Genomic DNA, 13,937 nt, shown 5'->3' on the forward strand with positions numbered 1-13,937 from the left:
TTGACTAGAATAGCATTATACATATAATGTAAAAATAGTGTTAGTGAAGATATATAATGAAAAGTTTTTGTGTAAAGGCGCCTGCAAAAATCAATCTTTTTTTGCATGTTGTAGACAAAAAAGAAACAGGGTATCACTTGATTGAAGGTTTATTTGTCTTTGCTAATCTCTCTAATTTTTTGGAAATAAAAGTAGGTGAGAAGGATTCTAGATACGATAACTCTACAGTTGAATTTATAAACTCCGAGTCTAAAATAAATAACCAATATAACACTGTAATGAAAGCGGTTAATCTGCTGCTTAGGCATGCTCCTGTACGCACTAAAGTCACTGTAAAGGTTGTAAAAAACATACCAATTGCTGCAGGACTTGGTAGCGGATCCTCAGATGCTGGAGCTGTGGTACGTACGCTAGGGAAGCTGTGGGAGATTGATAGGACGATTTTAAATGAAATAGCCTTAAACGTTGGTGCTGATGTTCCCGCAAGCGTAGATAGCAAGCCAGTTTTTGTTAGAGGTATTGGCGAAGAATTATGCCACATTAAAAAATTCTCTTTACCTACAAATGTGGTGCTTGTGAAACCGAAAAAAAGGTTTTTGAGTACACCAGATGTATTTTCCAAACATGAAGGAAAATTTTCTGAGCCAATTAAATGGAGCGATGACGCTGAAAAGGATTTGTTGAAGCTTCTTAAAGAGACGAGAAACGATCTTCAAGAAATAGCAATAAGCTTTGTACCTGAAATTAAGGATGTGATATCAACACTTGAGTCACAAGAAGGCTCTATACTTTCTCGCATGTCAGGCAGTGGTGTATCATGTTTTGGAATATTCGATAGTGAGGAAAATGCAAAAGCTGCTGCAGTTAATATCGGAAAAAAGCAACCAGAATGGTGGGTATGTGACACTCAATTAATAGTTTGACTTATGCCCTTAATTTCCGAGAATAAAAATCTTATAAATGGTTACAGGGAAGGAAAATTTTTGGTGAATAATAGAGAATATTGCGGCTCAATTATAATTTTTCCTGAAAAGGTGATTAAATTGAAAGAAAGTGATATAAACAGCAAGGAGTATTTTGAATCTTTTTTAACAGAGGAAATAGAAATTTTGTTAATAGGTACTGGTAAAACACGCAATATACTAAGTTCTTCAGTGAAGTCCTATCTTATGGAACAAAAAGGTTTAAATTTTGAATTTATGACAACAGGTTCTGCATGCAGAACCCATAATATTCTGATATCCGAAGATAGATTTGTTGTCAGTTATCTAATAGCCATATAGCATGTTTGAAATGTTTACCCAGGATTTTTTCATCAACAGTCTAGTTGCAGTAGTCGTAATTAGCCTAGTAACAGGCGCTTTAGGATCGTTTATGATATGGCAAAGGTTATCTTATCTTGGTGATAGTTTGTCCCATTCTTCATTGCTTGGTATTGCACTTGCTTTGATCTTTAAGATTAGCCCATCGCTTAGCATAATGCTCATTGCAATTACATTTGCTATACTACTTTCTCTTAATTTTAACAGATTATATTCTGCTGATACGATATTGAACATTGTTACCAATGTAGTTTTATCATCGAGTTTAATACTTATGTCTTTTCTTCCATCTGGCAATAATAGTATTATTAGCTCACTGTTTGGTGATATATTAACGCTCGATCAAAGTGATATAATATCGATTTTTTTAACCTCTCTAATAGTTACTTTGATATTAATATTTAGATGGCGTTATTGGTTAATGATTTCAATTAATCAAGATTTAGCAGTAGTTGAAAAAATTAATGTTACCTTTGTTAGACTAGAATTTTTAATCACTCTTGCTATATTTATAGCAATTGCTGCCCAACTAATAGGAATATTACTCATTGCTGCATTTTTGCTAATACCAGCAGCATCTGCAAGGCTCATTTCGAAAACTCCAATGCAGATGATTATTGTTGCAACAGTTTTTTCTGTGATCTCTGGGATATCAGGTCTCATGTTATCTGCAAGTTTTGATTTGTTAACTGGACCTGCAATTATACTTGTTGCAGCGGTATATTTAATTATCGCTTATTTTATAAGGCTAGTATTAAGCAGGTTGGCTTAATTTTGATCTCGAATGTTAATAATCTTGTAATATACTCATTATAAAACATCACTATCTTAGCACAAAATAGTTTTTGCTATACTATTATTTATATGCTAATGATAAGTTGTTAATTTTATGGAGTAAGCAATATGAGCGAAGAAGGATTTTTTTCCAAATATATATCTCAACCTGTGAAAAAATTTTATAATTATATTACAGGAAAAACAGAAGAGTCAGATGATGTAGCAGGCGATGTGCATAATATTGCACAAGGAGACTCAGAGTCTTTGGATACTCATGTACAGTCAAATGAGAATGATATCATATAGATAGCATGAGGGTCACACCATCCAAAGTTAAAAAATTCCTAGAGAAACCTGATGCTTTACGTGGTGTGTTAATTCATGGAAGTGATAACAGTAGGGTTGATTTTTATGTACAAGAAATAATTGCTAATTTGGGTGAGTATTCAGTTCAGGTGATGGATTTTGCAATAGTGAATAAGTCACCCAGTTTACTGTTTTCTGAATTGGCAAACGTTTCGATGTTTACCAGCAAAAAATTAATTAAGCTGATAAATGTGAGTGGAGGTATATCCAAAGAGTTAAAAAACGTATTGGATTATAACGCAAGTGGTCACTATGTAATGATGGTAGCAAGTGATCTTCCATATAATTCTGCGACTAAAAGTTATATGGAGAGTTCAAAAATTTTTGGTGTGATTGCTTGCTATAAGGACAGCAACAGCAATCTTTATGACATTATATCAAGTTACTTAAAACAAAATGATATAAAATGCACAAATGAGATAATCTACCATTTGCAATCTTACTTTAATCATAGCAAGCTGCCTATATGTTCAGAACTTGAGAAGTTAGTTTTATACTTAGGGGAGAGAAAAGACCTAAAACTTACTGATATAGAATTATGCTTTTCAACTTCTGGCAACGACTATGCTACACTTGATGATCTATGCTCTGCCATAGCAAGTAAAGATATGTCGCGCTTCATTAGAATTTCTGATGTATTGATATCGCAAGAAAATTTTTCACCGATAGCACTAATTCGCATTATATCAAATTATTTCCTACGCCTTGAAAACGTTTTGCTGTCAGTGCAAGGTGGAATGAGTGAGCAGGCTGCGATTGATCAGCTAAGCCCTCCATTGTTTTTTAAACAATTGCAGAGCTTTAAATCTCATTTGAAAAGTTTGCAACTTTCAGAACTTAAGAAGATCTTGGAAAAATTGATAAGCTTAGAAGTTACCTGTAAAAAAACTGACTTGGATCATAAAATGATTTTTCAACATGCACTGACGAGTAGCTGACTACTCAGATCCAGCCTTTCTTATAATTTCATCAAAATGTTGTATTTTAACATAAAATAGCTGCTTTTATGCCTACCAAAATTCATTCTTTAGTGTGTGTCTCACAAGTATTCTTTGCTAATAGGATATTTTCGAATATAATTGAATATAACTAGATAAAAATACAGATATGTTTGACATTTCAAAAATTGTAATAACACCTGAAATGTTAAAATTAGTTGCTGAAATTGATGAATTTAAAGGAGCATGGCAATTGTTTGGTAATTTAGCTCCAGAACGTTTACAAATGCTCAAGAAAATTGCAACAATTGAAAGTATTGGTTCTTCTACCCGTATTGAAGGGGCAAAACTATCAGACCGTGAAATTGAACAATTATTATCCAAACTTGATACACGTTCATTTCGTTCTCTAGATGAACGAGAAATAGCCGGATATGCGTATGTGTGTGAAGAAGTATTTCAAAATTTTAAAAAGATGCCATTTACAGAAAACACTATAAAACAGTTTCACATCTGGCTTTTACAATTTTCATATAAAGATCAAAGGCACATGGGAGAATATAAAAAATTCCCCAATCATGTTGAAGCGTTTGATGAATCTGGAAAAAGCTTGGGCATAGTTTTTGAAACAGCCTCTCCATTTGAGACAGCAACACAAATGCAAGAACTTATTTATTGGACTAGCCAGCAATTAGAGGTGAAATCGTTACACCCTCTATTAATTATTGGCATTTTTATAGTTACTTTTTTAGCTATTCATCCCTTCCAGGATGGAAATGGCAGATTATCACGCATTCTCACAACTTTCTTGTTACTAAAGTTAGGGTATATCTATGTACCTTACAGTTCCCTTGAAAGTAATAAGGAGAGTTACTACTTAGCTTTGCGTCGTACTCAACAATCCTTGAAGACGAGCAGCTATGATTTTAATCCATGGCTTATATTCTTTTTAAGGTCACTACAAAAGCAAAAATTTCATCTCGAACAAAAGGTGTCACATGAAAAAGTGTTAAATCTCTATTTACCACCACTTTCTGCTAAAGTATTAGCACTACTCAGCAAACATGGACGTCTTACAATTAAGGATTTGGAAAATATTACTAAAGCAAACTGCAATACCTTAAAGAAGCACGTATCTAATCTCGTAAAGAGTAATCACATCACTCAGCATGGAAAAGGCAAAGCAACCTGGTATGTAATATAGAGCTCAATAGGATATGTATTCATTTTGAATTGTTAAATTATTCAGCTATAGAATATAGATCACAGCTGTACAAACCATACGCGTCAAGTTAAGGAAATAAAGGTATGAAAGAGATAGAATAATAAGGTATAAGTTCTCCCAGATATACTTTTAGTGAGAGAACCAATGAATAAAATAACTTGCTTATCAAAAAAGCTCAAAGAATTTTTTAATGAAAAAGCAGAGAAAATCTCAATTACAACAAGGTTTATAAAAAGAAAGAGAAAGCTAAAAGGTTCATCATTCGTAAAAGCCATGGTCTTGGGTAATATAGGAGTTGATAATTGTAGCGTAGAAACAATGTGTCAATTACTAAACGAGGACTCGATAGATATAACAAAACAAGGTTTGGATTTTAGATTTACTGAAGAAGCAGTGGAATTTATGAAAAGGATGTATAATGAATCTGTGATTCTCTTTAAAAATATCTTGCAAGTTGATTGCAAAATCTTACAGCAATTTAATAGTGTTAAATTATTGGACAGTAGCTATATTACTCTACCTAACAGTATGGAAGAGATGTATAAAGGTTATGGTACTAGCTACAGTGGCTATGAAAGCAATACTAAGTCTGGAATAAAGTTACAATTAGTTTTCGACTACATGAATCAGATAATAGACCAACTTAATTTAACGGAGGGGGTAAGATCAGACCAGGGATATAGGAAACATTTAAGTAATATATTAAGCAATGATTTGCTAATATCTGATCTCGGTTATTTTGTGCCAAGTTCTTTTAAACAAATCAATGAAATAGGAGCTTATTTCATAAGTCGTTATAAATCCGATACCAACATATATGATGTAGAAACAAATCAAAAAATGGAGTTATTAGAATGTTTAGAGGATAAGTTATTTTTAGAAAACGAGGTATTGTTAGGAAAAGAAGCAAAAATTAGAGTAAGAATTATATGTCAGAAACTAACTGAAGAACAGTCTATGGCCAGAAGAAGGAAAGCTAATAGATTAGCAAGATCGCAGGGATATACATCCTCTAAAAGAAATCAAAAATTGTTGAACTGGTCAATATTTATAACTAATGTTCCAGAAAATAAAATTAGTGCTGAGCAAGTATTAACGATTTACAGAGTAAGGTGGCAAATTGAGTTATTATTTAAATTGTATAAAAGCCATATCAGGCTTGATAAGCTAAAAGGAAAGCCATGCAGAGTATTATGTGAACTATATGCTAAATTGTGCGCAATTCTTATATTTCACGGCATAGTTGGTTGCACAGAAGTGAAAAAGAATACAGAACTTAGCTTAACAAAGGCATTTATTGAGCTAAAAAGGCGGGTTAGAGAGTTATTTTTAGTATTAACCAAAATTAATAGTTTAAAAGCATTTCTTAAAAAACTCACTATAACTTGGTCGCGATTTTCATTAAAAGACAAACGTAGAAGGGCTAGAGTATCCACTTTAACCTCTCTAAATTTGCTCACAATCTCTTAACTTGACGCGTATGGCTGTACAAACATTGTAGTTTGAGCCCACTAGATCCCAGTGCCCTATTCTTGTCATCCCAGTGCCTTCTCCTGTCATCCCAGTGCCCAGACACTGGGATCCAGAAAAGTTTGCTTGTAAGCAAGCAAACTAGCATAGAAAGTGGTTACAACGTTTTCGATGAGATTGCAGAAAGGCTAGATTCCAGACTGGAATGACATCGTTCACTATGTACCATATTGCAATAGTTGTGGTCAAGGCACTGGGATCTGAAATTGCAGTGTTCGTACAGCTATAGAATATAGATCAGAAGTGACAGAGCTTAAAAAAAGGCCTAACATTCTTAATAAACGTAAAAAGCTTTATGAAAATCAGAGTTGGAGTAATAGGCTGCTTAGGCAGAATGGGCAAAAAAATACTCAATGAATTAATTACAAATACCAAAGTGGAAATAGCAGGTGCTGTTGCCCGTTCAGGTAGTAAGTACATAGATTCAGATATTGGACCAATTATAGCCAATCTAGGAATTAAAGTTACAAGTTCTATTAGTGGCATATTTGAGTCATCTGACGTTGTAATAGATTTTACAACTAAAGAATGTATGTTAGACTGCCTTAAAGCAGCTGTAAAATTTAAAACACCGCTGGTTAGTGGCACAACTGGAATAGAAGGTGTCGATTTGAAAGAATATGCTGCTGAAGTTCCAATATTATGGTCAGCAAATATGAGTGTTGGGGTTAATGTGTTGCTGAAATTGGTAAAAAAAGCTGCTGAGCTTTTAGGTAATGAATATGACGTTGAGATTTGGGAAATGCATCATAACTTAAAAAAGGATTCACCATCTGGAACAGCTATAGAACTTGGCAAAACAATTGCTAACGCTTCAAAAATGGATTTTCAGTCCAATCAATATTTACATAGTGGTTCAAACATAAGAAAAAAGGGGGGAATAGGTTTTGCAGTATCTCGTGGAGGTGGAGTAATAGGAGATCACAGCGTGATGTTTGTTAATTCTGATGAACGGATAGAACTAAACCACAAAGCAATTGATCGCACAACATTTGCTAGAGGAGCTGTTCAAGCAGCAGTATGGCTATACGAAAATAAAAGAGAAATTCCGGGGCTCTATTCAATGCAGGATGTGATATGAGCAATACACGTGCCTCTGTTAAAGATTTAAATCTCTGGTACGGCTCTAAGCAAGTTTTATTCGATATAAATTTGAATATTGATAAAAGAAAAGTTACTACTTTTATCGGACCATCCGGGTGCGGTAAATCAACATTTTTGCGTTGTTTTAATCGTATGAATGACTATGTACCAGGTTGCAAAACTGTTGGTGAATTAGATATCGATGGGCTGGGTGATATATATTCACGCGATATGGATGTTGTACTACTTAGAGCAAAAGTTGGTATGGTATTTCAAAAGCCAAATCCTTTTCCAAAATCAATATATGATAATGTTGCTTGTGGGCCAAAATTGCATGGTATGGCGAAGGATAAGCAAAAATTGAATGAGATGGTGGAAAATAGTTTAACCAAGGTTGGTTTATGGGAAGAATTGAAGGACAGATTGCAAGATAGCGCACTCAATTTATCCGGTGGCCAACAACAGAGACTATGCATTGCTCGCGCAATTGCAGTGAAGCCAACTATTTTATTAATGGATGAACCGTGCTCCGCTCTTGATCCAATGGCAACCAATGCAATCGAAAATCTTATACAAGAGCTGAAATTAAGATTTACTATAATTATGGTAACTCATTCAATGAAGCAAGCTAAGAAGTTATCTGATAGTGTGATTTTCTTTCATAATGGCAGAATTGTTGAGTCTGGAAGCACTCAAGAAATATTCGAAAATGCTCAATCTCCCTTAACAAAGGAGTATATCCTGGATCATTAAATTTCTGACCTTACCCAGAAAAAGTGGAGAGAAAGAAAAGAGTTTTTTTGGGTAAAATAAAATTTTGGAGGATTAGAAATGGTAAGAGAATATACAGCAGAATTCAAATTGGAAGCTGTTAAACTGGCAAATGAACAAAGAAAGGTAGGTCAACCAGTTGCAAAAGTAGCAAGAGATCTAGGAATAAGGGATAGTGTATTAGGAAAATGGATGAAGAAATATAACGAAAAAAAGTCAGCGGCAAATGCATTTCCAGATGTAGCACCTTATGACAAAGAGAGGTTTGATTTACAAAGCAAGAGTAACAAGGGAAAGAGACATTTAAAAAAAAGCCCTGGCCAGTCAAAAAGAGTAAAATATTTTTTTATATAGTAACTGCTATAAAGTACAGGAATTATGTAGGATTTTCTGCTAGTGGCTACTATAAGTGGACCACAAGAAAAATAAGCAGTAGAGAATCAGCAAATAAAGAGCTACTCGAAGCTATTCAAAAAATATATCAAGTTTCTAAATGTAGATATGGAGCTCCTAAAATTCATGCTGAATTGAAGGCTTTGGGTAAAAGTTGCAATTTGAAAACGGTGCAAAGTATTATGCAGAAAAATGACATCAGGGCTATACTGAGAAGAAAGTTTAAAATTAAAAAACAACAAACAGATAATAGAGCTGTAGCTCCCAATATATTAGACCAAAACTTTATTGTTGATCAACCAAATAAAGTATGGGATTACTTACATCAAAACCAAGGAGGGATGGCTATATTTGGCAGCAATAATTCTCACGTATGGTAGTTAATCTTACTATTACCCACAAATATAAATGTTTGTTGCATAGCTCTTAATGGCATAACTTTTGCTTGAAATAACTGTTTATATGGTGCAATTTACAGCTTTTAGTTGCTAAAATTATAACTCTTAGTTTAATAATTTTAATCTAATAAGCTTTCAGGTTAATAAAATTAAATTATTTGAGTAAATACAATATTATGTTTTTATTTGTGGGTAATAGTAAGCTTCAAAACCTTACTATTACCCACAAGTATAAAATTCATGAGCAAGTTTCCATCCTTCTGCTAAATCAAAGAGACGTTTCCATCCCTTCCACAAAGCTATAGGGCCTGGTTCTAAGTCATTTTTGCGAGCTAAAAACCCTCCTAACTTGGCCACCCACCTCACAATTTCTCTTATAGGTGGTGGTGTCTCAGGATAGTTTTTTGTCTTAAGCATTTTGGTATATAAAACCTTCCATTCGTCGTCAGTCAGTATGAAAGTGCAAGAAAGATTTGGATTTGTTCTAGCTACTAGTGTGATAAAAAATATTCTCCATGCAATTATACTCATTATTGTAAGAAAGCGGATTAATCTATCTGCTGCTTGGAGCCTACATTCTTCAACTTTAAGACCAGATTTCAAAATTTTATGAAAAACCTCTATTCTCCATCTTAAGCAATACCATTGTATTTTTTCTACTGCTTCTTCAAAATTATTAATATTTATATTTGTCAACAAAATCCAGTTCACAGGCTCTTCGCCAAATGGGGGGTATTTTTCTATAGCATAGACAGCATTTAAACTTAAATTAGGAAGTTTTTGGGTTTTACGTCTAGCGTTATTTTTTGATGCATTCATCACAAAGTTGCTAAACTTTACTTCTAAAACTGTTGTTCTTTGAGGTTTATCATTGCGAGCAGGAATATTCACTTGTATTTCTCCTTGACAAGACATGCGATTCATCAGATCCCACAACCTTTCACCACCTTTTTCAGAATAAGTCGACTTCTTATTTATTGTTCTGTTTTGATTTCCTCTTACTACAAAAAGAGATTGATTAGTGGAAGCAACTTCAAATAAATCATACATATCTGCTTCTCTGTCACAGACGGTAACTACCTTGATATCCTTTAATCCAGGATGATTAGTAGAATATTTAAGTGATTCTATCCACCGTATGCTTTCTTTCTCTTCTATGGGAACAGCAGTATTATGGCTTCTTCTTTTCAACTCTTTTAGGTCTTCAGCTAAGGAGGGTCTAGTACTAATTTTTTGATCCAATAATCCTATAGGCAGTCCTTCTGTTGTAACTGCAAACGTTGTATGCATCACTAATCCATGTGTTTTAAAATTAGTTGTTTTAGATGTTAATCTTGCTGCTATAATCCCTAATCCTTCGGTCTTTTTATGATTTTTATATGAGATATAACTCGTGTCTTGGATAGCTAAGATAGTTGAGTATTCTTTAGCTCTTTCAACAGTTTTAATTATATGACTTTCTAATATCTTTCTCTCAGAAATGGCATCGTTTTGGAAAAATCTATAAGCTGCTTTACTTTGATGCCAATCTTCACAAGCTTGATTTATTGAACGCTCAGGCGATTCAGCAAAACTATTAACTATTTTTAGAAGCCTTTTACTTAATCTTATATCACCAAAATTAACAATTCCAAATTCACTTTCTGCCCATTCGCCAGTTGAAGTATTTATAGTTCTTTTCATCATATATTCCATTTTTAGACCATAGATCCATTTATAATAGAAAGTTGAATTAGTAAAATATCAGCTTTTTTACTATTTATATACTTATGGGTAATAGTAAGGTAGTTAATGAGTAGTGCAATAAATAAACAATTGGTTATGAACTCTTTATTAATGGCCATTAATAGGCGTAAACCTGTTAAAAATCTACTGCTGCACAGTGACCAAGGTTCACAATATACTGCGCAAGGGTATCAATATCTCTTAGCTGTAAAGAATATAGATGAGTAATAAAGGCTGTTGTTACGACAATTCTGTTGCAGAAAGCTTCTTTAGCTCATTGAAAAGAGAAATACTTATTGATACTTCACAACACTCTGCTCAACAAACTAGAACTGCAATATTTGAATACATAGAAATTTTTTATAACAAACAACGTCACTATTAACTATTGCATTCCAGAACAATTTGATGCATCATTCTTTTTGTAAAAAATATTCCAAACTTTCTCTCCACTTTTTCTGGGTAAGGTCACTTTTCCACTGATCATATTTAATCGCCATAACTTTACTCCTACTTTAACAATATTTTAATTATCATATATTATGGCAAGAAAGTCAACCCTACCTAATTTTGCTTAGTAAGCACACTAACTATGAAACAATCTATATTACCATCAAAAACAGAATTTATATTGCCCACTTCATGTCCGGTTCTTAAATCCTTCACCATTTGATATGGATGCATAACGTACGATCTGATCTGATTACCCCAGCCTATATCGCATTTTTTACCATACTCTTCAGCCATTTTCTGTTCTTTTTTTTCCAGTTCAATTTGGTATAAACGTCCTTTAAGTAATTTTAACGCCTCATCTTTATTTCTATGTTGAGAACGACCATTTTGGCATTGAACTACAACACCAGTTGGAATATGCGTAATGCGTACTGCACTTTCAGTTTTGTTCACATGCTGACCGCCTGCTCCAGAAGCTCGGTAGGTGTCGATCTTTAGATCCTTTTCATCCACAGCAATATCAATTGAATCTTCGATCACTGGAGTTACTCCTACACTTGCAAAACTGGTATGACGTTTACCATTTGCATCAAATGGCGATATTCTAACCAGCCTGTGAATTCCACTTTCACTTTTTGCCCACCCATAAGCTTTTTCTCCAACGATTTTTATCATTGCAGACTTTATACCAACTGACTCTCCTTCTAATTTTTCTACAACTTCAACTTTAAAGTTGTGATAAATTTCTGCCCACCTTATATACATGCGCATCAGCATTTCAGCCCAATCATTGCTCTCGGTTCCGCCAGCTCCTGAGTGGATTTCTAAAAAGCAGTTATTATTATCTGCTTCACCAGTAAATAAGGACTCTGTTTCTTTATACTTGATTAATTTCTCTAGCTTAGCTAATTCATTTTCAACTTCAGAGAAAAATTCTTCATCATTTTCATCAATAGCAGACTTCATTAAGCTGATGGCATCGTTGTAATCGCTTTCCAGCTTTAAAAACGACTCTACGTCATTCTTAATTTTAGAACGTTCTTTTAAAACTTCTTGTGCTTTTTGGTTATCTTGCCATAGGTCATCATTCGACGCTTGGGAGTCAAGCTCTTCAAGGCGCAACTTTAATTTTTCTATGTCAAAGACACCTCCTGATAAGAGAAATACTTTTATTTAAGCTTTGAAAGTGTTCAAGAATTTCTGGATAAGTTTTCATTATACTTTAGATTTTAATATATTTACTATCAATAACAATAACAGTAAACAAAATAGAAATTTAACCATATGATAGTTAATTTAAATAATTTCATTATACTTTAATGTTTAAGGAAATCAAGCGCGTATATTTATTAAAAAACAAGGTAAAGTAATGAATATTGAAATAAGTTCCCATTATGGTTTAGACAAAAAGGCTATTGATGACTTAATAGAGTCACTTGATAACGAGGAGCTAGAGAATGTTCGTAATATTGTAAAAACGATAGACAGTGTTCAGTTAGCTTATTTTTTATCTACTTCGATCAGTGATCACAGGGAGAAATTAGTTAATATCCTCGATCAACATTTGTTAAGTGATGCCCTAGTGCATGTAGTGCCAGATTTACAAATAGAGATCATAGAAACATTGGGAATAGAAAATACAGCAAAGTTACTAATGCTCCTTGATGTAGAAGATATAGTAACCATAGTGAAAGATTTAGATAGAAAGTCTGTAGAAAATATACTTTACTATTTGCCCAGCAAAACTCAGAAATCGGTAGAGGAGTTGCTATCATATCCAGAAGAAAGTGCAGGAAGGTTAATACATAAAGATATGGTTATAGCTCCATATTATTGGACAATAAATCAACTGACAGAATTTGTGTGCAACTATAAAAAAATACCAGAAAAATTTCACCAGATATTCATTATCAACTCAAAATTAGAGCCTATAGGCAGTGTTAATTTAAATAAGGTAATATCTCACTCAGGAGACACAATAATAAAAGAGATAATGGATCATGACATAAAAATCATTAAAACTGGAATAGACCAAGAGGAAGTAGCAAGAATATTTAAAGATTACTCTCTATTATCGGCTCCGGTAGTAAATAAGAATGGTAAAATTATTGGTGTGATCTTAATTGAAGATGTAATAAAAGTTGTTCAACAAGAAACAGAAGAGGATGTACTCAAAATAAGCGGTGTATCTTCTAAAGCCGATATAAATGCCCCTATACATAAAACTATAATTAAAAGGCTACCTTGGTTACTGTTTAACCTCTTAGCTGCAACAATGTGTTCCATAGTAGTTGGCTTTTTCGATGATGTAATAAAAAGTTTTATAGTGCTGCCAATAATCATGCCGATAATTGCATCAATGAGCGGAAATGCAGGATCCCAAACAGTAACGCTAACCATCCGGGCAATCGCAACAAAATATCTAACTGAGCAAAATGCAAAAAGAATACTGATGAAAGAATTTTTAATAGGTCTTATAAACGGGGTGATCTTATCTACTATTTCATTAGTAGTGTTAGCAATAAGGTTTCACAACTTCAAAGTGGAGATGATTTTTGTGGTCTCCATGATTATGATGTCAATTATTGCAACGTTCATCGGAACTTTCATTCCTATAATGCTTCACCGTTTAAAGTCTGACCCTGCCGTTTCTTCTTCAATCCTAACATCGGCAACAACTGATATTCTCTCAGCTTTTATATTTCTTGGTTTAGCTACGATCTTTTTATTAAATAGCTAATACTATCTATAGCTATACCGCCGCGAACCGTCATGCCGCGATTCATTCGCGGTATCTCTTAGCATAGATCCCGCTAACAAGTAGCGGGATGACGAGAAAGGGGCTACTTGGATGACATTCTTCCTGGTGTGCCCAAATCACAATGTTCGTACATCTGTGGATTTATTCGCGGTATAGATTCCGCTAACGAGTAGCGGAATGACGGTTTTTCAAATT

13 protein-coding genes and 2 pseudogenes are annotated in these 13,937 nt (G+C 33.7%); 13 read left to right on the plus strand and 2 right to left on the minus strand.

What is annotated here, in order from left to right:
* The first annotated feature begins 56 nt into the window (after positions 1 to 56).
* From OM961_RS02855 to OM961_RS07590, 11 genes and pseudogenes are all read left to right on the plus strand, one after another.
* Positions 57 to 923: a 4-(cytidine 5'-diphospho)-2-C-methyl-D-erythritol kinase gene (locus tag OM961_RS02855; RefSeq protein WP_182309431.1), complete on the plus strand. Its 867-nt coding sequence runs from the start codon at positions 57 to 59 to the stop codon at positions 921 to 923.
* 3 nt (positions 924 to 926) lie between these two features.
* Positions 927 to 1,283 carry an Mth938-like domain-containing protein gene (locus OM961_RS02860; protein WP_209472851.1) on the plus strand — a complete coding sequence of 119 codons (357 nt, stop codon included), beginning with the start codon at positions 927 to 929 and terminating at the stop codon, positions 1,281 to 1,283.
* A gap of 1 nt (position 1,284) precedes the next feature.
* The gene (locus OM961_RS02865; RefSeq protein ID WP_182309433.1) at positions 1,285 to 2,094 is read left to right on the plus strand and encodes a metal ABC transporter permease; all 810 of its coding nucleotides are present in this window, start codon (positions 1,285 to 1,287) and stop codon (positions 2,092 to 2,094) included.
* A gap of 131 nt (positions 2,095 to 2,225) precedes the next feature.
* Complete coding sequence (locus tag OM961_RS02870; protein ID WP_010082539.1) at positions 2,226 to 2,405, plus strand: hypothetical protein; 180 nt, start codon at positions 2,226 to 2,228, stop codon at positions 2,403 to 2,405.
* Between the two features lie 5 nt (positions 2,406 to 2,410).
* Positions 2,411 to 3,403: a DNA polymerase III subunit delta gene (gene holA / locus OM961_RS02875; protein ID WP_182309435.1), complete on the plus strand. Its 993-nt coding sequence runs from the start codon at positions 2,411 to 2,413 to the stop codon at positions 3,401 to 3,403.
* Positions 3,404 to 3,572: 169 nt separating this feature from the next.
* Complete coding sequence (locus OM961_RS02880) at positions 3,573 to 4,607, plus strand: Fic family protein (RefSeq protein WP_264339332.1); 1,035 nt, start codon at positions 3,573 to 3,575, stop codon at positions 4,605 to 4,607.
* Positions 4,608 to 4,772: 165 nt separating this feature from the next.
* The gene (locus OM961_RS02885; RefSeq protein ID WP_264339118.1) at positions 4,773 to 6,098 is read left to right on the plus strand and encodes an IS4 family transposase; all 1,326 of its coding nucleotides are present in this window, start codon (positions 4,773 to 4,775) and stop codon (positions 6,096 to 6,098) included.
* Positions 6,099 to 6,130: 32 nt separating this feature from the next.
* On the plus strand, positions 6,131 to 6,307 hold the full coding sequence (locus tag OM961_RS02890) for a hypothetical protein (RefSeq protein WP_153801318.1): 177 nt from the start codon (positions 6,131 to 6,133) through the stop codon (positions 6,305 to 6,307).
* A 146-nt stretch (positions 6,308 to 6,453) separates the two neighbouring features.
* On the plus strand, positions 6,454 to 7,239 hold the full coding sequence (gene dapB / locus OM961_RS02895; protein WP_182309436.1) for a 4-hydroxy-tetrahydrodipicolinate reductase: 786 nt from the start codon (positions 6,454 to 6,456) through the stop codon (positions 7,237 to 7,239).
* Entirely contained in the window at positions 7,236 to 7,994 is a 759-nt protein-coding gene (pstB, locus tag OM961_RS02900) for a phosphate ABC transporter ATP-binding protein PstB (protein WP_264339334.1), read from the plus strand. Before dapB ends, pstB begins: the two co-directional genes overlap by 4 nt.
* 78 nt (positions 7,995 to 8,072) lie before the next feature.
* Positions 8,073 to 8,780: pseudogene (locus OM961_RS07590) on the plus strand (IS3 family transposase); the annotation flags it as partial.
* A 242-nt stretch (positions 8,781 to 9,022) separates the two neighbouring features.
* On the opposite strand, the gene OM961_RS02915 reads toward OM961_RS07590, so the two are convergent.
* A complete protein-coding gene (locus OM961_RS02915) occupies positions 9,023 to 10,489 on the minus strand; it encodes an IS4 family transposase (RefSeq protein WP_264339584.1) in 1,467 nt (488 codons plus the stop codon).
* Positions 10,490 to 10,594: 105 nt separating this feature from the next.
* Between OM961_RS02915 and OM961_RS07595 the strand changes: the two are divergent.
* Positions 10,595 to 10,956: pseudogene (locus OM961_RS07595) on the plus strand (transposase); the annotation flags it as partial.
* Between the two features lie 136 nt (positions 10,957 to 11,092).
* Here OM961_RS07595 and prfB read toward each other — a convergent pair.
* Positions 11,093 to 12,197, minus strand: a protein-coding gene (prfB, locus tag OM961_RS02930; protein WP_141456981.1) for a peptide chain release factor 2 whose coding sequence is annotated in 2 segments (ribosomal slippage) — positions 11,093 to 12,121 and positions 12,123 to 12,197 — 1,104 coding nt in all. Because the reading frame shifts where the segments join, the coding sequence is not laid out codon by codon here.
* A 153-nt stretch (positions 12,198 to 12,350) separates the two neighbouring features.
* Between prfB and mgtE the strand changes: the two genes are divergently transcribed.
* Complete coding sequence (mgtE, locus tag OM961_RS02935) at positions 12,351 to 13,721, plus strand: magnesium transporter (RefSeq protein WP_006280192.1); 1,371 nt, start codon at positions 12,351 to 12,353, stop codon at positions 13,719 to 13,721.
* The last annotated feature ends 216 nt before the right edge of the window (positions 13,722 to 13,937 follow it).

Source organism: Wolbachia endosymbiont (group A) of Cydia splendana (genome assembly GCF_947179475.1).
GTDB lineage: Bacteria > Pseudomonadota > Alphaproteobacteria > Rickettsiales > Anaplasmataceae > Wolbachia > Wolbachia pipientis.